General features: G+C 42.6%; 19 protein-coding genes and 1 pseudogene. 10 read left to right on the plus strand and 10 right to left on the minus strand.

Annotated features, from left to right (window positions below; genetic code table 11):
* Nucleotides 1-9 precede the first annotated feature (9 nt).
* The 4 genes from V7K36_RS33985 to V7K36_RS03700 form a co-directional block, all read right to left on the minus strand.
* Nucleotides 10-573, minus strand: a complete 564-nt coding sequence (locus V7K36_RS33985) for a CHAT domain-containing protein (protein WP_442948433.1) — start codon at nucleotides 571-573, stop codon at nucleotides 10-12.
* A 237-nt stretch (nucleotides 574-810) separates the two neighbouring features.
* A complete protein-coding gene (locus V7K36_RS03690) occupies nucleotides 811-1,704 on the minus strand; it encodes an alpha/beta fold hydrolase (protein ID WP_335113304.1) in 894 nt (297 codons plus the stop codon).
* Between the two features lie 114 nt (nucleotides 1,705-1,818).
* On the minus strand, nucleotides 1,819-3,198 hold the full coding sequence (locus V7K36_RS03695) for an aminopeptidase P family protein (RefSeq protein ID WP_335113306.1): 1,380 nt from the start codon (nucleotides 3,196-3,198) through the stop codon (nucleotides 1,819-1,821).
* A 40-nt stretch (nucleotides 3,199-3,238) separates the two neighbouring features.
* A complete protein-coding gene (locus V7K36_RS03700; RefSeq protein WP_335113308.1) occupies nucleotides 3,239-3,514 on the minus strand; it encodes a hypothetical protein in 276 nt (91 codons plus the stop codon).
* Nucleotides 3,515-3,836: 322 nt separating this feature from the next.
* Between V7K36_RS03700 and V7K36_RS03705 the strand changes: the two genes are divergently transcribed.
* From V7K36_RS03705 to V7K36_RS03720, 4 genes are all read left to right on the plus strand, one after another.
* Complete coding sequence (locus tag V7K36_RS03705; protein WP_335113310.1) at nucleotides 3,837-4,034, plus strand: hypothetical protein; 198 nt, start codon at nucleotides 3,837-3,839, stop codon at nucleotides 4,032-4,034.
* A gap of 706 nt (nucleotides 4,035-4,740) precedes the next feature.
* Complete coding sequence (locus V7K36_RS03710; protein WP_334831709.1) at nucleotides 4,741-5,046, plus strand: hypothetical protein; 306 nt, start codon at nucleotides 4,741-4,743, stop codon at nucleotides 5,044-5,046.
* 565 nt (nucleotides 5,047-5,611) lie between these two features.
* A complete protein-coding gene (locus V7K36_RS03715) occupies nucleotides 5,612-7,351 on the plus strand; it encodes a serine/threonine protein kinase (protein ID WP_335113312.1) in 1,740 nt (579 codons plus the stop codon).
* Nucleotides 7,352-7,519: 168 nt separating this feature from the next.
* On the plus strand, nucleotides 7,520-9,742 hold the full coding sequence (locus tag V7K36_RS03720) for an FdhF/YdeP family oxidoreductase (protein WP_335113313.1): 2,223 nt from the start codon (nucleotides 7,520-7,522) through the stop codon (nucleotides 9,740-9,742).
* A 261-nt stretch (nucleotides 9,743-10,003) separates the two neighbouring features.
* Here V7K36_RS03720 and V7K36_RS03725 read toward each other — a convergent pair whose 3' ends face one another.
* Nucleotides 10,004-10,453 carry an orange carotenoid protein N-terminal domain-containing protein gene (locus V7K36_RS03725; protein ID WP_335113315.1) on the minus strand — a complete coding sequence of 150 codons (450 nt, stop codon included), beginning with the start codon at nucleotides 10,451-10,453 and terminating at the stop codon, nucleotides 10,004-10,006.
* A 457-nt stretch (nucleotides 10,454-10,910) separates the two neighbouring features.
* Here V7K36_RS03725 and V7K36_RS03730 point away from each other — a divergent pair, with 457 nt between their 5' ends.
* Both V7K36_RS03730 and V7K36_RS03735 read left to right on the plus strand, forming a co-directional pair.
* Nucleotides 10,911-11,621, plus strand: a complete 711-nt coding sequence (locus tag V7K36_RS03730) for a Uma2 family endonuclease (protein ID WP_335113317.1) — start codon at nucleotides 10,911-10,913, stop codon at nucleotides 11,619-11,621.
* A gap of 122 nt (nucleotides 11,622-11,743) precedes the next feature.
* A complete protein-coding gene (locus V7K36_RS03735) occupies nucleotides 11,744-12,040 on the plus strand; it encodes a helix-turn-helix domain-containing transcriptional regulator (protein ID WP_335113319.1) in 297 nt (98 codons plus the stop codon).
* 18 nt (nucleotides 12,041-12,058) lie between these two features.
* On the opposite strand, the gene V7K36_RS03740 is transcribed toward V7K36_RS03735, so the two are convergent.
* Entirely contained in the window at nucleotides 12,059-13,138 is a 1,080-nt protein-coding gene (locus V7K36_RS03740) for a GUN4 domain-containing protein (RefSeq protein ID WP_335113321.1), read from the minus strand.
* A 3-nt stretch (nucleotides 13,139-13,141) separates the two neighbouring features.
* The gene (locus V7K36_RS03745) at nucleotides 13,142-13,633 is read right to left on the minus strand and encodes a hypothetical protein (protein WP_335113337.1); all 492 of its coding nucleotides are present in this window, start codon (nucleotides 13,631-13,633) and stop codon (nucleotides 13,142-13,144) included.
* A 298-nt stretch (nucleotides 13,634-13,931) separates the two neighbouring features.
* On the opposite strand from V7K36_RS03745, the pseudogene V7K36_RS33990 reads away from it, so the two are divergent.
* Nucleotides 13,932-14,027: pseudogene (locus tag V7K36_RS33990) on the plus strand (Uma2 family endonuclease); the annotation flags it as partial.
* A gap of 33 nt (nucleotides 14,028-14,060) precedes the next feature.
* Here V7K36_RS33990 and V7K36_RS03750 read toward each other — a convergent pair.
* Complete coding sequence (locus V7K36_RS03750; protein WP_335113323.1) at nucleotides 14,061-15,242, minus strand: serine hydrolase domain-containing protein; 1,182 nt, start codon at nucleotides 15,240-15,242, stop codon at nucleotides 14,061-14,063.
* A 243-nt stretch (nucleotides 15,243-15,485) separates the two neighbouring features.
* Between V7K36_RS03750 and fdhD the strand changes: the two genes are divergently transcribed.
* Both fdhD and V7K36_RS03765 read left to right on the plus strand, forming a co-directional pair.
* On the plus strand, nucleotides 15,486-16,313 hold the full coding sequence (gene fdhD, locus V7K36_RS03755) for a formate dehydrogenase accessory sulfurtransferase FdhD (RefSeq protein ID WP_335113325.1): 828 nt from the start codon (nucleotides 15,486-15,488) through the stop codon (nucleotides 16,311-16,313).
* Between the two features lie 504 nt (nucleotides 16,314-16,817).
* The gene (locus tag V7K36_RS03765) at nucleotides 16,818-18,134 is read left to right on the plus strand and encodes a cytochrome P450 (protein ID WP_335113327.1); all 1,317 of its coding nucleotides are present in this window, start codon (nucleotides 16,818-16,820) and stop codon (nucleotides 18,132-18,134) included.
* A gap of 461 nt (nucleotides 18,135-18,595) precedes the next feature.
* On the opposite strand, the gene V7K36_RS03770 is transcribed toward V7K36_RS03765, so the two are convergent.
* Nucleotides 18,596-20,359 carry a Rieske (2Fe-2S) protein gene (locus V7K36_RS03770; protein WP_335113329.1) on the minus strand — a complete coding sequence of 588 codons (1,764 nt, stop codon included), beginning with the start codon at nucleotides 20,357-20,359 and terminating at the stop codon, nucleotides 18,596-18,598.
* A gap of 205 nt (nucleotides 20,360-20,564) precedes the next feature.
* Nucleotides 20,565-20,972 (minus strand): IS200/IS605 family transposase, encoded by a 408-nt coding sequence (gene tnpA / locus V7K36_RS03775; RefSeq protein ID WP_335113331.1) that lies wholly within the window; start codon nucleotides 20,970-20,972, stop codon nucleotides 20,565-20,567.
* 84 nt (nucleotides 20,973-21,056) lie between these two features.
* Between tnpA and V7K36_RS03780 the strand changes: the two genes are divergently transcribed.
* On the plus strand, nucleotides 21,057-22,271 hold the full coding sequence (locus V7K36_RS03780) for an RNA-guided endonuclease InsQ/TnpB family protein (RefSeq protein WP_442948434.1): 1,215 nt from the start codon (nucleotides 21,057-21,059) through the stop codon (nucleotides 22,269-22,271).
* Nucleotides 22,272-22,331: the final 60 nt, after the last annotated feature.

Raw genomic sequence — 22,331 nt, forward strand, 5'->3', positions numbered from 1 at the left:
AGAATCGCTTCATATACAGTCTACCTCAATAGGCGATCGCTCGACATAGAAGGCAGAGTTTAGAGATACCTGTCCTTCTGGATTTTCTAAGGAGACTGCTAGTTTTCTCTGGTTATCTGGAATAGTTTCGTTAGCAGAGATATCACCTTTAGGATTGTTCCGACTTTTCAGCACTGGGGTCGAAGACTCTGGAATACTTTCTAAGTCAATAGCGCTACAGCCAAACTCGTAAGCATCCTCATACGACCTATCAGCGCCCAGTGCATCATAAAAGCCTACCGCAAATTTAATTGCGGCGCGATCGCCAATTGCCCGATTCATCCCAACTACACAGTTAATCTGTTGGTAAATTGCCTCAGCTTGCACCACGCTATAGCAGGCATTTAATAAGATACACTCAATCTTGTCCTTAAATAACTTAAATAGCCTTGCCAGTGACTCTGTACTCACCAGATGCATTTGCCCTCTATTATTTTCCAAGGCTAAACCTTGATTTCCTCCACCATGTCCAGAAAAATGGATAATATGAGGATCGTGATCTAAAAGCGCACGCCGCAAATCGTCAGGACGCACTGCCCATTTAGTAATAAGTTCAAACTCAATATAGTTCAGTTAAGGATAATTGTAGGTTGGGTTGAAGGTCGTGAAACCCAACAAATGCCCGAAAATGTTGGGTTTCGTTCCTCAACCCAACCTACGCAATATATTTTTTGGGCTTATCTGAACCGTATTGTGACCAAACTGTTCCTCTGGTGGTATAAAACCTGGAGTTCTTGCTACAAAGCCTTTTTGCCTTTAGGGACGAAATTATTATCTTTGCGCCAGCCAATCGATAATCTGGGCATTAACAACATCTGGAACCTCATCGTGGGGACAATGACCAGTATTAGGAATGGGAATAATTTTGATTTCTTTGCCATTCTCACGCGTCTCTTCGTAAATCTTTGCCCCGGTAATTGGTGTCCAGGGATCGTCAGCACCCCAAATTATTAAAAGGGGGCGTTCAACTTTGGGCAATAGTTCCTCTGGACTTGGACCAGGAGGGGCTGTGAGAATGGAGACGAAAACTTGTTGCGCTCCTGGATCGCAAGAGGGAGTATAAAGTAAATCGACTAATTCATCAGTGACGGCTTCACGATCGCGGTAAACTTGGTAGAGGGTACGGCGAATTTGGGCTTTTTGGCGGATGCGGTTATAGACAAATTTACCTGTAATTGGCGATCGCACAAACCTGTTAAAAGCTGCCATGACAATCCGTAGCGGCGGGTTCAATTCGTGGGGACGATGACTCAACCCACCCGCAGAGTTAATTAAAATACCACCAGCAGCAATTTCTGGATGTTCCACCAGTACTATCAAACTCAAAAGTGCGCCGATGGAGTTGCCAATAAATACAGCAGGTTCGTGTATATGTGCTATGCAAAAATCTTTCAGAAGTTCCACCCAAACTTCCATACTGTAATCAATGGGCGCTTTATCAGAACCACCAAAACCTAAAAGGTCTATGGCAAATACCTGGTAGCCAGCATTAGCTAAAACTGGGATATTTTTCCGCCAGTGTCCAATGGAAGCACCAAAGCCGTGAACCAGAATCAAAGGTCGCCCTGTACCCATGATAGTATACTGAATTTTGTAGCCCTGCCAATTCCAAAAGAATTTTTCAAAAGCGTCTTGGGTTGCAAACTGGCGTGTAGTTACTGTCATTATTAAGATTTATAAAGTGTTTCTTCAATATATAGCAATCCGAGACGAGTTTCGACTACTTCGACCCTCAAAAGCCTTGTAGAAACGCTGCATTGCAACGTTTCTACATCTAATCTAATCAGCTAAATCTTCTACAGCACTGGCACTAGTCGGTAATGCGGCTGTTAAAATCTCGCTACCTTCTGTTGTAACTAAAACATCATCTTCGATGCGGATTCCGCGCACATCGGCAAATTCAGATAAACGCTGCCAATTTACGATATTATGATATTTTGAGCGGAGATTGACGTCATTTAAAATTGCTGGTACTTGATAAAAACCAGGCTCAATTGTGACTAACATTCCTGGACGCAAAGGACGATTTAAACGCAGGTAGCTTAAACCAAAGCGATCGCTCCTTTCACGTTCCTCTTCATACCCTGCTAAATCGCCCAAATCTTCCATATCATGAACATCTAAACCCAATAGATGACCGATACCATGAGGGAAAAACAGCGCGTGAGTATCCATCTCTACTAAATCTTGGGGATTTCCTTGTAAAATACCTAACTCGACTAAACCTTCAGCTATGACCGTGGCAGCTAGCAAATGAATATCCCCATACTCTATACCAGGATGTATTTTGGCAATGCAAGCATCATGGGCTGCCAATACGACATTATAAATATCTCTCTGGGTTGATGAGAATTTACCGGAAACTGGCCATGTGCGAGTGACATCACCTGCCCAACCCGTCTGGGTTTCAGCACCAACATCGGCAAGCAGTAAATCACCTGGTTGTAGATGCTGGTGATATTCTTCGTTATGCAAAACTTCACCGTGAACGGTGACAATACTGTTGTATGAGGTGGTCATATTGTGGGCAATAATTACCCCTTCCATCGCTGCACGAACTTCTGCTTCCAGCTTGGCTTGAGGTGTTGCTGCCATACCAGCTTTGTGTGCTTTAACGGTGACAGCAGCAGCTTTTCGCAACTCGGTTAATGCAGCTTGATCGTGGGTGAGGCGTAGGGTAACGATCGCCTTAGCTAACTCCAAATCAATTCCTTGGGGAGGACTTTGTGGTAAAACCCATCTATTTAATAGCTGCGATTGCTGCGTCCAAGTAGCGGCATCTTGTACAGCAATTGTCGCGGCATCTTCTATCCAAGACTCTAATTCTGCCATTGGTCGAGCCACATCCGCCCCAATCTGCTGGGCTATTTCCTCACGCGTTGGCATTTCTCCATGCCAAAGGGCGCTGCTGGGTGAGGGATCGTCGATGAATAGTTCTAGTTTGCCCGCTTCTAGACGAATTGCCGCCTTTGATAATGGCAGTCCGGCGAAGTAGAGAAAATGACTGCTAGCGCGAAACGGAAAAGCATTTGCTGGAAAGTTGCGCGAACTGTTGCTACCTGACCAGAGAATTACGGGAAAATTAATCAGGTTGGCTAGTTGTTGCCGTCGGAGGCGTAAAGTATCGATTAGGGAAGTAGAAGTTTGTGGGATAAGCATAAATGGAAACTCAAAGAAAAGGTGATATTTTTGCCTTTATTTAGTCGTTATCTTGTTTATCGTCGTCTTTTTGATCATTCTTGCGATCGCCATGTTTGTCGTCTTTTTGATCATTCTTGCGATCGCCATGTTTGTCATCGTCATTTTTGTCGTTCTGCTTTACTTGGTTAGGCTGTTGGGTAGATTGTAGGACTGGTTTTTGTTGCTCATTTGGAGCAACTGGCCGCGGTACTTCAACAACACAACTAACTAATCCTCCAGAAATTAGGGCTAAGTTGACAGCACCAAAGATGCTTCTGAAGATTTTTATCCTCATGTTTCCGTTTTCCTTTAACATTCACCCTAGTTTTTAAAGATTGTATGACTAATTTCTAAGGTAACGTGAGTTGGATGAACCTCTCCCTGTCTTGAGCTTTAAGTAAGTGAGTCAAATTAAATATAAAACCTCACCCTGCCTCCGGCTTCCCTCTCCGAACTCACGGAGAGGGATTGAGGGTGAGGTTTGATCTTATATTGAATTACGCCTACCTACTTATTTCAAGTCTGCCCCTCTCCATTCGACTACGGTAGGTTCTGCGTAGGCGTAGCCCGCCGCAGGCATCGCACTCACTCAGTATATTGCTCAAAGCGCTACCGAGATGCGAAAAACCCTCATTCGCTATCTAAGTCGCCAATATCCTGGAAACTCCTTCTGGGTTAAAGTTGGGGGAGAACGGAGAAAAGTTACGGTTCTCGTGTCTGATTTAAAAGGATTCTCAGCTATTTCTGAACAATTGCCCTCTGAAGAAGTAGTAAAGATTTTGAATGCCAATATTAACCTCCAAATTGCTGGATAATTACAAATAGAACATCAGGGAATGAAACACCGTGTGAAAATTTGTGAAATTCGTGGCATTGGCGGTCAATATAATTTATTCTTGACTAAAGATAATATCAAAATAATCATTCTCAATCAATAAGTACCTGTGGAATACACTATTTTACAGGGAAAAAATGCCGTGGTAACAGTATTTCATGGTTCATTGATTAGCCTCTTTGAAAAAGGGGCATAACTGCGATCGCCACATTCTTTAGAACTCTTGAGTAATCTCAAACTCAAGTGATTGATTGAAGCAAAACTGGTTACAGAAGAAGAATATATCTATGCCAAGGTGAGCCAACAATCTAATGTTGACGATCATCTTTTTCTGCTTCGGTTTATAGATGTTCCCCCAAAAGCGATGGCAATTCTCAATTCACTCCCTCAGCCTGGGTGAAATTAGGGCATCAATATTCAAATGTTAACGAAGGGAGGTGTATGTAAATACGGTCAACTGAAAAAGTAGGTAGTTCAGCTTTTTTTAAAAAAGTAGCAATTGTTGCTGATATAACCAAGCGATCGCGGTAAGATTTGGGACTTAAGCCTGATCCATCTCCAGTAACTCCTAACTCTGACCGAATAATTAATAATTCGTAATTTATGGTATAGAGCAACTAGCTTGAGTTCTGGAGATAAAAATATGATTTCTTCTAAAACTAGATTAAATTACATCCAAAGGACAGATGACGAACGTAAACAAGTTTCAAAAACTAGTAGAACTTGCAAATGATTATGGAATTATTTGCCAGCCAACACCAGAAGAATGCTTGATTGCATCCTTACCTGGAGACGATGATTTCTTATTAGCTTTTACTTGGTCTGGTACAATTGAGGGAGAGCCGCCAGAGCATGAATTAATCGCAATTAGTGTACAGGATCTAGTCAAACAAGTTACCGTTGCAGCTTGGCAGATTCCTATTTATTTATTTGGAAACGTTTTAAGGCAGGCTCAGATGCTTGTCGCTGCCCACAAAGATTTTGTTAGCTAAGTACAGCATTTGATTAATTCGTAGCGAATTAAATTTGGCAATACGTTGCAATGCCAATGCATCAAGATGCATTGTTAATGCGTCCCTCTACAATGCCAATGCTTCCCAATAGAATGTTAATACGTCTTTCTGCAATGCCAATGCAAGGGGAGGCATTGTTAATGCGTCCCCTTGCAATGCTAATGCATCCCAATGTAATGTTAATGCGTTCTCCCGCGTTAAAAACGCTACGCTTTTACGCAAAACTGTACTAAGAGACAAGCCCTAGCTAAAAACTACTATCCCTGTCCACAGTGGCAGGGATTTTTATTTGGACTACTGTGCCCACAAGAGAAGCTGACACGCGATGCCATGCTTGATGGGAATAAATAGCGCCTTCACTCTTTCTCATTCCCAGCCCCATGCACTCTCTACAAGATTTATTTTCCATTGATGAATTTGATAAATTCTTTGAATTTGGTCTTTGTTATTCAAAAAAAATCACAATTATGTTGTCAATTTTCTGACATCTTCTAAAAAATTTAATATAGTGCATTAATTAATATTAACTAGCTTCTAGCAGACTATGAGCTATCCAGATTTTTCCCCACAAGGCTATCAAGTCATTAACGAATTAGGGCGGAATCGAGAAGGAGGAAGGATTACATGGTTGGTATCAAACCTCAATACAAGTCAACAGGTGGTAGTGAAACAGTTCTGTTTTGCTCAACTTGGTTCTAATTGGTCAGCTTTCACAGCACATGAGCGAGAGATTCAAGTGCTACAGGGACTTAATCACCCTGGTATTCCTAAATATTTGGGTGGGTTTGAAACATCTGATGGCTTTTGTTTGATTCAAGAATACAAAAACGCCCCGACATTGGCACTCAGGCGCAGTTTTGAGGCTGAGGAAATTAAACAAATTGCTGTCAATGCACTCTCGATTTTAGTTTATTTGCAAAATCGTATTCCTCCCATCATCCATCGAGATATTAAACCAGAAAATATTCTGGTGGATGACCAACTCAATGTCTATTTAATTGACTTTGGCATGAGTCGTGTTGGTAGCGAAGAAGTATCTGGTAGCAGCGTATTCAAAGGCACACCTGGTTTTATTCCCCCAGAGCAATTGCGCCAGCCGACAATAGCCTCTGACCTTTATGGTTTGGGTACAACATTGATTTGTCTGCTCACAGGCACAAAATCAACGCAGATTCAAAACTTAACAGATGATGATGACCCTTATCTCATCAACTTCCGTCATCTGTTACCTCAGTTAAATCTCCGCTTTATTAACTGGTTGGAGTTGATGGTTAAACCTAAGCTTAAAGACCGTTTTGCTAATGCACAAACAGCTTTAGAAGTCTTGAAGCCGCTTGATGTCCTTCGTGCCCCTAAAGTTGAGTTGAGTAAATTGGTGCTGGAGTTCACCGCAACTTGGTTAGATGAAAAGCTAACACAAACTATTACGATTGAGAATCGAATCCCAGATACAGTGCTACAAGGTAAATGGGAAGTCGCGCCTCATCTTCAAGACCCACCACATACCCCAGGCTCCCACCCTTGGATTTGTGTAGAACCAGCTAACTTTAGTAGTAATAATACTGCGTGTTGTGTGCAAGTGGATACTAGCCAATTGATGGCTGACAAGTTGTATAAACGTCAGATGCTGTTGCATACCAATGCTTATCCTGAAGTTCACTATTTAAATGTGAAAGTACAAACTGCCCCTCTGCTGATTGAAAGGCGAAAAGTTCCTTATACTGGGCTTTCTGTTTGGCTTTTAAGTTGTGCTATAGCATCTATAGCTATAACTTTTTCTATGAATGTTGCTGGGTTTAGGACTGGGGTTAAGGTTGGGTTAGTTGGAGCTGGGGTTGGGTTTTTGCTAGGGTTTAAGGTTGGGTTTGAGGCTGTGTTAAAGGGTGAGGATGATTTGTTTGGGCTTTTAGTTGGGGTTGTGATGGTGGCTGGGGTTGGGGCTGGAGTTAGGTTTTTGATAGGGGTTGTGGCTGTGGGTGGCTTTGGGGCTGTGGTTACGGCTGTAATTGGGTTTGTGGCTGTGGTTGTGGCTGTGGTTGCGGCTGTGGCTGTGGTTGCAGATGTGGAGAATCAGTTTACTGCTGTATTTTTGTTACTACTTACAGCAGGATTAGGAACCAGCATTGGAATTGGTTGTCTAGTCGGACTTCTCAATCTTTACATTCTACTGGCACTAGCAGGAACTGGATTACCCTTAGCAACTATGCTGCTTTATCCACGCCGACAACAACGCAAGTTAATTACCAAATACCGCCAGTCAGAAGAACGCCTCATCAAGCCATGAATATGCCTCTACTTGTGGGGATTTTCTATCCAACAACATCGGGAAATCCCCGCATTTGTGTTTGAATTTTTCTTTGTGATGTTGATTTTGGTCAAATTAACGGTAATGCTACTTAAATGCTACTTAAAACGGTAGCCTTAAATAATCCAGCAACTCACACACTGCATCATGTTACCTAAACCCAAAAAGCACTGGACACCTCAGCACTGGGCAAGTTGGAAACCTTTTGGCATTGGCGAACAGTACCCCAACAACTACTGGGAGGTCTTTCGGGCAATCTGGCTGTCTCGTGACAAACTACCCTATGCGTGGAATATTCTCGATAAAGGTGTTTGCGATGGTTGCGCTCTCGGAACAACCGGGATGAAAGATTGGACTTTAGATGGCATCCATCTCTGCAATGTCCGGTTGCGGCTGTTGCGGATGAATACTATGCCAGCTTTTGACCCTATGCTATTAGAGGATGTTTCGCAGTTTCAAAAGCAAAAAAGTGCCCAACTACGAGACTTGGGACGACTTCCTTACCCGATGATTCGTCAAAGAGGAGAAAAAGGCTTTCGCCGTGTTAGCTGGGATGAAGCTTTAGGGATAATTAGCGATCGCATCCGCACTACTACACCAGACCGCCTCAGTTTCTATGTTACCAGTCGCGGTACTGTCAACGAAACTTATTATGCTACCCAAAAAGCTGTGCGGGCAATGGGAAGCAATAATATTGATAACGCTGCCCGCATCTGCCATTCTCCCAGTACGGCGGGACTGAAAGCTGCTATTGGTGCAGGGGCTACCACCTGTTCTTATAAAGACTGGATTGGCACTGATTTATTAGTTTTCATTGGCTCCAACGTTGCCAATAATCAGCCTGTTACTGTCAAGTATCTCCATTACGCCAAGAAAGCTGGCACAAAAATTGTAGTTATTAATACTTACCGTGAGCCAGGAATGGAGCGCTACTGGGTGCCCTCAATTGTGGAAAGTGCCGTTTTCGGTACAAAGTTTGCCGAAGACTTCTTCTTAATCAATATGGGCGGGGATATAGCATTTTTGAATGGCACAATTAAACATATAATTGCTAACAACTGGGTAGACCAGTCATTTATAGATTTGCACACAGTTGGCTTTGCTGAACTCAAAGCATCGTTAGAAAGCCAATCTTGGGAAGGATTAGAGCGGCTTTCTGGTACATCCCGCGAGGAAATGTACGCCTTTGCCAAAATGGTTAAAGAAGCTAATAAAGCGGTATTTGTTTGGAGTATGGGCATTACCCAGCATGAATGCGGCGAAGATAATGTGCGAAGTATCATTAACTTAGCTCTCACCAAAGGTTTTGTCGGTCGGGAAGGCTGCGGTTTAATGCCAATTCGCGGTCACTCTGGGGTGCAAGGTGGTGCAGAGATGGGATGTTACGCGACAGTGTTTCCTGGTGGTAAACCTATCACTCTAGAAAATGCTGTCCAATTGAGTCAGCATTGGGGCTTTGAAGTGCCAGCAAGTAAAGGTTTAATTGCTCCAGAAATGATTAACGCCGCACATCAGGGAGAGTTAGATGTGTTGTTTTCCGTGGGCGGGAATTTTTTAGAAGTGCTACCAGAACCAGATTATGTGGAAGCTGCGTTGAAAAAAATACCGTTGCGGGTACACATGGATATTGTTCTCTCTAGCCAAATGTTGGTGGAACCTGCTGACACTGTGGTGCTTTTACCTGCGACGACTCGCTACGAAATACCAGGGGGAGTCACAGAAACTAACACCGAACGCCGGGTAATTTTCAGTCCAGAAATTCCGGGGCCACGCATTGGGGAAACCCGTCCAGAGTGGGAAGTCTTTTTAGAATTGGCAAGGCGGGTAAAGCCAGATTTGGCAGATAAGCTGGCTTTTGCTGACACAGCTGCTATCCGCCAAGAAATTGCTCAAGTCGTCCCGCAATATGCTGGTATTCAACACTTACAGCAAGCTGGTGATCAATTTCAGTATGGCGGGTCACATTTGTGCTTTGGTTGGAATTTCCCGACAGTGGATGGGAAGGCACACTTTGGCGTATTATTGCCACGCCAAAGAGAATTACCAGAGGGCTATTTCTTATTAGCAACGCGCCGAGGCAAACAATTTAATAGTATGGTGCAGGAACGCAAGGATGCAATTACTGGGGCGGTGCGAGAGGCTGTGCTAATTAATGCTGCTGATGCGGCACTATTGGGTTTAAAAGATGGGGATAAGGTAATTCTGAAGAATGAGTTAGGCGAGTTATTCTGTCAAGTCTACATTGCGCCAATTCAGTCAGGAAACTTGCAAGTACATTGGCCAGAAGGGAATGTGCTACTAGATAAAAGTAAGCGATCGCTTGAAGGTGTACCTGATTATAATGCGATCGTGCGGTTGGAAAAAATCTGAATCAAGTCTCATTTTCCCAGTTTTAATAAACAAAACCTACTGCTTGACAAAGTGGATTCTATCTGAGCCAACAAGAACAGAGGCACGCTTAATTAGTTTAGCCATATTAACTTGCATCAAGACTACCGCAAAGATGAGCATCTCTGCGGTAGTTGTAAGTTAACCACTATAAAAGTAGAGCAAAAACAGCCAGGTCTAGCTTAATTTGCTACTTTCAGTTATCCCCAATTCTAGAAAGCGATTGAGAGTTCTTGGACTTGACTAACCCATTGCTTGCACCGCAGTCAGCATGAAATTAATCCGCTGCTCAAACTCTAGCTTTTTGATTAATGCAACAAATTCGTCCGTTTCAGCAGGTGGTTGATAGTCAGACGGCACTTGAATGATACTTCCATTCTCCATTCCTTCTGCCAGCAGCAGCCAAACGTCTAATCTGGCATTGGCACTTAGCGCATTATAGGCTTGGCTAATATTGTTAGCTGCACCATTAATAATATCGCGTTGTGCTTGCAGTTGCTCTTCAGGAGACAAGTCCAGAAATAGGTCAAACACTGCTTTAGCAGGAACTTCTATCCTTTGAGGAGGTGCCGGCTTTAGCTGCTCTTTAAGATCCAAGTAACCAAACCAAAGTAAGGCTAGTTGAGTATCTACATCAAAGCGTTGAAAAGTTTCTAAAGCCGGTTTTGTTGCTTCATCAACTGTATAAGTCATAAAAAACTCTAACTAAGTTAAGGGTATTCTGATTTCTTCAGTTACTGAAATGAGAAAATCTACTTTCAGTATCTTCATATAACTTAACGAAAAAATGAAGATGGATAACTCTACTTAGGGTATGAATAGGACTCACTACATAAGACAGATATAGATAACTTAAGTTGCTACTTACAAAAATGCCTGCTTTGATGTATGGAAAAGTAAAGATAAAAGTTAAAACTTTAAGTAACATTTGTGACTGTAAGGGTTTTGCTCATATCCAGACATTACCCAAAGTTGAGAAGCTTGTCTCCAAATGAGCGAAACGTCAGTGATAATGCCTAGAATTTTTAAGTAAGCGATCGCTCGAAGGAGTTCCTGATTATAATGCAGTAGTACGCCTAGAAAAGCAAACCTAATATTAACGCTTTCCGACTGCTACCCTCGACTTAATATTAATCCAAAACTTGCAGCCATGTCTGTCGCCAAAGATTTTGAAACCCCAGAAGATGTTATATTTCCACCAGGAGATTTAGAAAGTAATGAGCCACAATTGGAAACATACCTACATTTGCAGCAAATGCTGCTATTGATAAAATGCCTTGATTGGTGGTGGCGAGACCATAACGACTTTTTTGCTGCCGGTAATCTTAGCATTTATTACAGTCCACGCCAGCGTAAATCCCAAGACTTTCGAGGGCCAGATTTCTTTGTCGTGTTGGATACTGAACGCAAACCCCGTGATAGTTGGGTTGTTTGGGAAGAAGACGGCAAATATCCAAATTTGATTATAGAACTGCTTTCAAAGTCAACCGCAGTGATTGACAAGGGCTTAAAAAAACAAATTTACCAAGATATCTTTCGCACTCCTGAATATTTTTGGTTTGACCCCAAGAATCTAGAATTTGCTGGGTTTATTTTGTTGGGTGGTACGTATCAACCTATAGAACCCAACCCACAAGAATTGTTATGGAGTCAGCAGCTAAGTTTGTACTTGGGTGTTCATGAAAATCAATTACGCTATTTCAATGCGGAAGGACAGTTAATGCCTACACCTGAAGAAATTGCACAGTGGGAAGCGAATCACGCCGAACAAGAAAGGCAACGTGCCGAACAAGAAACACAACGTGCTGAACGCCTAGCAGCAAAATTGCGAGAATTAGGTGTTGATCCAGAGAGTTTATAAAAGGCGATCGCTCCCACCAGTTTCCGATTAAAATGCGTAGACGCTCCGCGAATGCGTCTTGTAGAGAAGTGGCTTGTCGTTAGACATCGCGGGGTTTTAAAAGATTTTAATGAGTAGAGATAATGCCTAAAAGTGCAAGCTATCATGAAAAACTGATTGAAGACCTCAAGGCTCCATTAGAAGCAGCAGCTTATATCGAAGTTGTCTTAGAAGAAGGCGACCCGAAAATGTTGAGTAAGGCGCTGAAAAATGTGATTGAGGCAAAAGGTGGAATTGATCAATTTTCTGTACAAGTTAAGCAAATTTATGAAAAACTCGAACAGATATTATCCGAGAAAGAAGAAATAGAATTTTATTGCCTAAATGCTTTGCTGGATGCATTAGGCTTGCATTTGGCAGTAACAGTTAAGTTAAGCTGAAAGCCTTAAATGCTACATTTAGTAACTGTCAATGCGAGAGAAAATAATTATAACTTTCCCCTCTAGTTTCCCGCTTACTACGGGAAGATGACCCTCAGGCGATGAAATATCAAAATTAATTTCTTCGTCTTCATCACAGCCGCAAATCCATATTTCATTCACTCGCCATCCAATCTTATCGCCAAATTTTCTCCAAATGTCTTGGTAAAAATCACCATCAAGCGGATCTCCAACACTTAAGTAAATTTTCTGTTGAATACTGAAGCCAAAATGTCCAGCACTGTGTTTTACCCACAGATTGTCAATAGTGTGTAGGTCTGTGCAGGGAAAACTTTTCATCTCTTCGACGGTGAATATGTGACCCTTGTTCTTACCTAAAACCTTAATCATAACTTGGTAAGTTTCTTCATCGGCTTGTTCCCACTCTTGTGCTACTAGTAGGTCGCGCAGTCTGGTGTAGTCGATGCCTTTTTCTGAGGCTAGGTCATCTGTCTGAGTAGGTTGAGGCTGAGTATCAAGATATGGCTTAAGATGCTCTACTGCCTCAATGGCTGAAATGTTTGGCTGAACACCAAGATGTGAGTTAAGAAGTTCTAAAGCGTTTTGAGGAGGTTGAGGCTGAATTATGAATGGTGAATCCAGGATTTTAATTATTGATGGCTCTTGTGCATTTGGTTTTCGACCTCTAATGCTACGTATCAAGTCTTGTAATGCTGCTTCATCATTTAAATGAGTGAATTTAATCCAGCGCCATTGCCTCAAATACCATAACGTGTCTGGAACATCGCTGATACCAGGAAGTAGGACAGGAATCACACGGAAATTTTGTGATTTGTGTTTCTCAAGAAAAGATTGTATTACTGTGTCTAGTTCAATACTCTCCTGGAAATTTCCCAATCCATTTAGACTAATAAATAATGCGCCTGCTTTAGACTGCAAAATCCCGTGGAAAATGGCTTGCAGAATCCTGTCTCCCCCAAGAATTTGATCCTCATCTAACCACGGTTTTAGATTGTGCCGCTTAAGTTCTTCTGCAATTGCTCTAACTTCAGGCTTGTCCAAACTATTGTGAGCAAGAAACACATCGAAGTTTGTCATCAGTTACTCTTCCACACCTGCAATTACCGCCAACGCCTTCGCATACTTTTCCAACCCATCACGCAAAACTTCCAACTCATTTCTCAACTTCGGTTCCTCTGACCAATTCTGCTCATGTTCCTTCGGACTCAAACCCAAGGGACGCTTTGCTTCCCACGCTTGCAGTAATGGATGCCATTTAGCCAAAAACGGCCTTAAACCATTATTCAACACTGCGATCGCAATTCCCCCCACGGAATCACGAGAACCCCCCACATCAGGCCCGGCTGCTTTGAGAACTTCACGGGTAATTCCAAATAAACTATAGAGAGAGTTCAACGCTTCCCGTACCAACCCTTGGTCAACTTCCAATGATTGCACAGCAATACGGGTCACAAGTTCCACATACAGCGACCAAGCAGCTTTACGTTCTGTTGGGTCAGCTTCCCAAGACATCGAACCAATCCCAAAAGGCAGACTAACAGATACGGTTTTTAAGATAGCCCGATCGCGCATAAGTGTAGTAAGCAAATTTAACTAATTCTTTGTGATTATTATAGTAATTATTAAATGAATACTCAAACTAGCAGCAAAACCAAAGCCACTGTCTGGATGCTACAAAAAGGTCAGATACGGCCTCCTTTAGACTAACTCACCACCGAGGAACCTTTAGAAATTCGCCTTGTTCCTCTCTAGAAGACAGTAGCTGTAACAATACGGACACCAGGGACAGATTTTAAACTAGCAGCTGGTTTCATCTACAGTGAAAGAGTCAAGTGGATGGTGAGCAGCGCTACAACATCGTAAATGTAGAACTGCGGAAGTAAATCTAATTCCTACACCTGAAGAAGTCGCTGAACGCCTAGCAGCCAAATTGCGAGAACTGAATATTGACCCAGAAAATTTATAATGTCAGCCCTACAAGCATAATTACTAATTAGGATCATTTATTCTCGACAACCTCTAAACCTGTCCTAGCTACTGATTTAATATCAATATCCTGATTGTTTAGTAGCACTATTATGGTGGTATTTTGATTAGGTAAATATGCAAGCAATGTTACGAAGCCATAAGCTGTACCAGTATGCCCAATTGCTTTTGCTAAAGGAGATGAAAAGCGTTCTACACCCAACCCATAGCTATAACCTTCGCCATTATCTTTAAATTTCAGCATTTCTTTGATCATCTTCGAGGAAAGTAAGGTTTTTTTGACAAATAACGCTTTGGCGAACTTGGCTAAATCCTCTGCTGTTGAAACCAATCCACCATCTCCTAAACCATTGCCATCATTGACTTTTGCGTAGCTATCTAGCTTACCATCCTTATGGCGATGGCCATAACCTGTAGCTACTTCTCCAATTGTCGGTTCGCGCAATTCCGTGAAGGTATGTTTTAATCCTAATGGTTTTAAAATCCGACTGCGGATTGCTTGTGCGAGAGTTCCCCTAGTTATATTTTCAACAATCAGTTCCAAAAGAATGTAGTTGCCATCAGTATAAATAAATTTTTCTCCGGGATTTGCACGCGGTTGTTCTTGGTACATATATCGAATAGCTTCTCTAGCTGTCCAAGGCTGTGAGCGACTTCTTTTCGCAGTAGCTTGAATAAACTCTTTTGTTTCTAAGTATTCAGCAATACCACTGGTGTGGTTGAGCAGTTGACGAACTGTAATTTTGTCGCTGTTAATAATATGAGGACTGATGTCTCTTGGTAGGTAGGTTGCGATCGCCCGATCTAATTCTATTTTCCCTTGCTCCACTAATTTCAGCACAACCACCGCCATAAAAGTTTTACTCATACTGGCAATGGCAAAGCCATCTGTGGGTTTCATCCGGGTTTTAGTTGACAAGTTATTCACACCAGATGCTCCCAACCAAGAACCTTTAGGTGTAGTAATATACATGACTGCACCAGGGATTTTTTGTTTTACAACTATCTCATTTAAAAGTGTCTGTAGTCGAGAACTTTTCCCTACGGTGGAGGTAGACATGACTTGTTTAGCAAGAGATTTTTCAATTACTCCCTGACTAATGTTATTACCCACTAGATATCCTGCAAAACTAAGGGAAATCACAAAGACTATTGCAAATAAAATTTTACTGAAAGCCAAAAATTTTAGGTTCATTTTACTTCCTAAACAGAAACCTGGTACCGCAGGGCGAAATTCAAAATTCAAAATTCAATATGATTACAGCATAAGCGTTTCATTGATTTTGAATGGGTGGTTTATTTACGCCATGCTGTACTAGCCGAACTAGCTCAACTACACAAAGTAGTTGGTGAGTATCAACCTGACATCTGATATACAAATAGCATTACTCTGTTTCCAGATTAGTATCAAAATTTCAATTCACCAACTCTCATAAATATGACAATGCCAACTAAAAGCAAGACCAAAGCCACTGTTTGGGTAGTGGAAAAAGGTCAAGTACGGCCTCGTTTAGATCATCTCACTACTGAGGAACCTTTAGAAATTCGCCTTGTTCCTCTCCAGAAGACGGTAGCTGTAACCATGCGGACACCAGGGGCAGATTTTGAACTAGCTGCTGGTTTCCTCTACAGTGAAGGAGTCGTTAGCCGCAGGGAAGATATCCGACGTATCAGCTACTGCGTAGATGGTGAGCAACGCCATAACATCGTAAATGTAGAATTGCGGGATGGGTTGATTCCAGACTTACAGCCTTTAGAGCGTCATTTCTACACTAGTAGCGCCTGTGGGGTGTGTGGTAAAGCTAGCCTTGAAGCTTTGCGTCTGCGGGGATGTCCAGTGATTCCTTTTGGGCCAACGGTAACACCTGAGATTATCTACAGCCTACCAGACAAGCTCCGGGCTGCTCAAGGTATCTTTACTGCTACAGGGGGTTTACACGCTGCGGCTACCTTCAATGCTCAAGGACAGTTGTTAAACCTGCGGGAGGATGTTGGGCGACACAATGCTTTGGATAAATTGATTGGTACAGCTTTGCTCAGTGACGAGTTGCCTTTAGATAATTGTATTGTCCTGGTCAGTGGACGCTCTAGTTTTGAGATTTTGCAAAAGTCTACAACTGCTGGAGTTCCCATTGTTTGTTCTGTATCCGCTCCCAGTAGTTTGGCGATGTCTGTCGCCAAAGAATTCGGGATTACCTTAATTGGATTCTTGCGCGGAGAACGGTTCAATATTTATACTGGTTTGCAAAGAATAAACGCTGCTTAAGAACTTTCGTAAGGTGTGTTACCGCCAAGCGTAACGCACCGAAAGTATAGCGGCTGCCATCCTGGTTAGGACAAGTCTACTATGGATAGCTGTGACAGCAACTCTCTTAGATTTGCCAATGTCCTAAGCTGTCTGACCACTGCTATACCTGCTTATTCCCCGGACTTCAATAAGATTGAGCAATGCTGATCTTGGCTCAAAAGTCGGATTCGCAAGCAACTTGACCAGTTTGAGCGTCTAGGCGATGCGATGGAGCATGTCCTGCATCTAGCGTCCTAACCGCCTTGGCGGTTGCTATATATTCATGCCTTACAAGCAAGCTAATGCCACTCTAGTTAATTGCCAAAGTTAAAATGAGGACATCTTCACAACATTAAGCTTGGTAAGGCTATGCACAACAATACTAACAGCGAAGAAACACTAGTACTGGAAGATGGATAAGTACCACCTCCAGATATTACCACTCCACCACGAAAGCCAAAGTGGGATGACACATTCAAGTACATGGCGAATCCAGATCAGTTCTGCCGTCAAAATTTTGAAAAGTACGGCCCCATCTTCAATACAGCAGTCTTTGGAGGCACTACTATCTTTGTCGGTTCTGCGAAAGCTATTCAAATGGCATTTAATGGGGACTTGAGATATACGGAGATTGGACTGCCATCAACCACGATGGATATGTTCGGCGAGTATAGCCTATTCCAGCGACCTGATTTGCATCGGCAGCGCAAAAATGCACTCGCTCCCGGATTGAGTGGTCGTGTTCTTGATGGGTACACTCCTCATATCAATCAGGTGATTGTGCATGGTATCCAGGACTGGCCTACCTCTAGCAGAATAGCGCTCTATCCTGCTGTAGAGAAGATATGCTTTGATGTACTCGTGCCGTTGCTGCTGGGAATCAGCTTGGATGATTCTGAACCCGCTACTTTTACAGGGCTACCTGTATCATCCAAGGCAGAGCTAAAAGCTTTGTACAAAACATACTTTGACGGCTTCTATGGTCTGTTTAAGTGGAAGTCACGTTTCACAAAATACGGGCGGGGATTTTCGGCACGCGCGGGGTTGCTCGACTTTATGCGTGCCGTCGTGGTGCGTCGGCGGCAAGCAGAGGGAGCCATTAACCCCACAGCAGACTTTCTCTCTATGATGCTATCCAGCCAGCAGGAAAATCCAGATGGGGTATTTAGTGAAATACTTATTGTAAATCAGTGTCTATTACAGCTGTGGGCGTCACACTATGAGATATCTGGACTGGTATCTTCGCTCATCTACCAAATCGCCCGACATCCGCAGGTGTTGCAACGGCTACGTGAGGAGCAAAAACAGGTAGTAGGTGAAAAGAGCAATGTCAGCATCTTCTCACCGGAGCATTTGAAGCAGATGATTTTCCTAGAGGCGACAATCAAAGAGACACTACGCACACTACCTCCCAGTTCTACAGCTAACCGTCGGCTCACTAAGTCTGTAGTACTGGATAATGTGTTGTATAAAAAGGGCTGCACCATTATTGCAGAGCCACGGATTGCACACATCATGTCAGAACACTTTTGCGAACCAGAGGTATTTGCTCCAGAGCGCTTCTTACCGGAACGTGCAGAGGGCAAGATGTACGAATTTATTCCGTTCGGTGGTGGTGTCCACGCTTGCTTGGGGGCGCAGATGGCGATCGCAGTCACAAAAATCTTTGCATCTCATCTGCTACATACCTTTGACTGGAATCTCATCGGTGAGCCAAAGTTTGTCCAATTTCCCTTGAAGAAGATTAGGGATGATTACCAAATAGATATTTCATCTCTAAACAAATCCATCCTTAACTAAGTGCGACGTTCACATGAGTGTAGTAAAGCTGCGGTACTTGTTGCCACAAGCTTTCCCATTGGTTGCAGAAATTCTCTAGGCAATGCCCAATTAAACTAAACTGTCCAGTCTAGTTTTCGCGTCATCCCAGACTCATTAATTCAGTCACGTTCCCAGGTGATTATTCAGGGAGATGGTATTGTTCAGCAAGTGCAAAGCCTAGCAATTTCACCCCTGCTGCAATTTCAAAGCACTTCTTGCTCTTTGGGTAACTTCCCTTGAACGAGAGGGGTCTTCCGGGCACTATCCTCACAGATAAAATGGTATTCCCCATCTCCATTTTGGTTTAATCGTTAATTTTAAAAGTCATTATCCCTAAAGGGAACTTGGGAAATCACCAGATAGATTTAGTGATGGCGTACCACTAACCTTAAGAGCGATGGCACAGCTTGAGCTAGTCAAGCTGTGCAAATATTTTTTAGTCAAGATTCCTCAAATAAGCGATCTCCTTTATGTAAGCGTTCAGCAATTTGATAGGTTTGTCCTTGAGATCGCATTGTGGGAGAATGAGCTGCTAAATACCGAGATGCAGCTACTAATATGTGAATACCAGCCGGAGTTTCCCTAAACAGAGAGTACTGACCAAAAGCTGCTTCTATTTCTTGAATGACATGAAAATCGCGGTTTTCTCGCAGCATCAATTTTCCCAGCATTGCCATCAGTTTTTCAGCACGACCACCGCTATATAAATAGTTAGCAACTAACTGGCCTGTCTGGTTTACTTGTTGCTGACGGTTTAATAAATCCGGTAGCTGCTGTAGTAATTCTTCAGGATTTTCAACGGTGTCTTTGGGTTCTGGCAGCCGTGCTGGTGGGACATTCAAAAAACGATTTAAATAAACACTCATAGCTGCATCAAACACACCTCTTAGTAGTTCTACTGTTGGTACTCTTCGTAACCCTCGATGCACGGCATTAGCAAAAGTAAATGGATGGTGTGCTGAATTCCAATCTTCAAAGTCATTGTTAGTGTGGAAACGAGCTACTCGCAATGCTGTTGTATAAGTAACCACACTGGCTAATTGTTCTTCAGTACAACCTGCAAGCAGTGCATTCAGCAGCGAGTCAGCGATCGCTTGTGGGTCTTCACCCAATAAAATTGGTACTAATTCATCTGGTTTTGACCAAGTTCCTTGTCGAGATTTTCCCACACTTAATACAGTAGGTAATTGCTCAAAAGCCGACTCCAATATTGCCACCAAATCTACAGGGTAGCACCAGGAATTAGATTCTTCCATACGTACTGCATTAGCTAAACCTGAAACGAGGCTAGCCAAAATCGATTCAGATGCTTGCCAATCTACAGCATCAAGTGCTTCTAGTGCTTTGTTAATAAAATCAAGCGTATGCCCAAAATCAAGATAGCGATGATCCGTAGCAGCACAGAACAGCATATCTGCAATTTGCTGGGAATTTGCTCCTGAGCGAATCGCAGATACTAGACATCTTTGTGCTGCTTCAGTATCCCGTACCTGAATAAATTGGCGAAACCAGCTTTTGAGAGTCACAAAATCAACTTTAGAGTTGGGTAAAGGGTGAACAACAAACTGTGGTGGGGCATCGGCACTATCATTAGCTACTGCCGAAAGTCCGTGGAATAAAGCACGAGGTTTGTCTTCTGCATCTAAGTAAGGTAGTAAATTCATCATGCAAGTATGGATAGTTAAACCTGTACTCCAACCTGCTTTGTGATAACGAGTACCGAATTCTAGCCCCGTGAGAAATGGTTCTGCCGGATTGACTCCGATATCTAACAGTGCGATCGTTGATTTAGCAATAATTAAGGAAATATTCTGCTCTAAACCGTCTTGCAGACGTTGACGGTGGTGGGCATGAGGGTTAACTGGTGGGGCTAAATTTACCCAAACTTCACCATCACGGATTTCTACAGGGAAACAAGGAACATCATCTGCCCAAGAATCAAAGGTTCCACCACTAGCGAGGTCAAAGCGGGCATAGTGCCAAGGGCAGGTAACAATACCATCCTTACAAGTACTTCCTTGTAGGGGAAAGCCCATGTGGGGGCAACGGTTATCTATTGCATAAACTGTATTGTTTGAGTAAAATAAAGCGATCGTATGCTTTTCCTTGTGGACTAGCAAACTACCTGCTGCCTGAACTTCTACAAGTTGAGCAACACGGATATAATCGTCTCTTTTCGTTGCAGCAACAAATATTTGAGTCATTTAATTGCACATAGATAAATGTCAAAACCCTTACTTCTAGTTTGACGAAGTTTTTCAGGTTTGAGCATTTATGCAATTCTAATTTTTGTTAACTGACTCCAGTTCTTTAACTTTTGAACGCATCGCGGCAGTCCCTACCCTCAACTCTTAGTAGGGTAGGGATTAGAGGGGGTTATGGAACGAAGTGGAAATAACCAATCCATATTTATTCAGTTGGTGCATCTTGCTCTTTAATATATTGTTTTAATTTATCAATCGGTGCGCCACCACTTGAAGCTACATAATACGAGCTAGACCAAAATGCATGTTTACAGTAAAACTTTTCAATATGCTCCTGAAATTCTTTGCGAATAATCCTACTGCTGGCAGATTTTAGACTAGAAGTAAAATCAGAAATATTGTTATCTGGGTGGTAATCTACCAACAGGTGAACATGGTCTTGTTCACCTGAAACTTCTAGCAAAATGCAATTAGTTTTAATGCAAATATTTGCAAAAATCTCGTGCATCCGCTCAAGTATTGGTACACTAATTACTTTTTTGCGATCTTTGGTAATAAAAACCAAGTGCAAGTGAATAGAAAAAACAGCGTGTGAACCTTTGCGAGGAAGCATTTGACAAGTAACCGTGTCTGATATACTCTAGCTAATATACCAGGTTTGTGGAGGAAACAAAAACGTACTGTGGCAACAAGACGAATGACTTTTCGGCTATACCCAAACGAGAAAACCCAATATGCATTGCGGTATCACCGAAAGCTCCAAAAGGACTTGTATAACGCCGCAGTAAATAACAGATTTAATCAATATCAAATATATAATCATCAAGTTGATTACTTTGAGCAGCAAAACTGTTTGCCTGCATTTAAAGAGGTTTGGATCGAGTACAAAGAACTTCCTAGTCATGCATTGCAAGCAACTCTTAAGCGTGTTGATTATGCTTTTGAGCGTTGGCTTAAAGGATTAGCTAAACGTCCTAGATTCAAGTCAATTAGATATTATTCAGGTTGGACGTATCCAGATTGTGCAGGTTTCAAGGTAGAGTCAGATGGCAAAAATGGGTATCTTAATTTATCTAAAATTGGGCGTATCCAGATGCGTGGTCAGGCTAAATATTGGGGGACTCCTACTACTTGCACTATCGTTTACCGTCACGGAAAGTGGTATGCCTCTATCACTGTCAATATATTAGATCAAATTCTCAAGCCAGAGATTTTACCCATCGGTGCAGTTGGTATCGACTTAGGATGTCTGACTGCATTATCAATTACTGATGGAGAAAATCATCAACAAGTCGTTGCTCCTAAGTTTTTCCGAAATGCTGAACATCTAATTAATATTGCATCTCAGGAGAAAAGACGAAAGCGCCAACCGAATAGGAAGAAGAAAATATTTGCTTCTAGAAGATGGAAAAAAGCCCAGTCCAAAGTTAGTAAACTCAAACGCAAAGTTGCTAACCAGAGACAGAATTGGGTTCATCAAGTCGCCACACAAATAACCAGCAGTAACAGCATGGTGGCGACTGAAAATCTAGAAGTCAAGAACATGACTCGTAAGGCTAAAAAGCGACGCAGTGTGGTCTTGGGGGTTTCCCCCATGAACAACTCCCTCAAGAAAGGTAAGCGCAAAAAGCAGAAGGCTGGACTGAATAAGTCAATACTCGATGTTGGATTTGGAATACTTCGCAGCGCCATTAAATACAAAGTAGAGCAAATTGGTGGTGTGTTTATCGAAGTCCCAACTCGTACAGTCAAACCTTCTCAAACCTGTCCTAAATGCGGACATCAACACAAGAAAACACTCGATATTCGAGTACATCAATGTGCTGTTTGTGATTATCAACAGGATCGAGACATTGCTGCCGCCGAAGTTATGCTTTATTGGGCATTGGGAAGTGCGATTCGTTCAGTCTAAACCTGAGAAGGAGGACGGCTGGCTTCGGTTGAGTAACCCATTCCAGGGTAGAGTTCGCAC

The organism is Nostoc sp. (assembly GCF_036919555.1).
In the GTDB taxonomy this organism is placed as follows: Bacteria; Cyanobacteriota; Cyanobacteriia; order Cyanobacteriales; family Nostocaceae; genus Nostoc.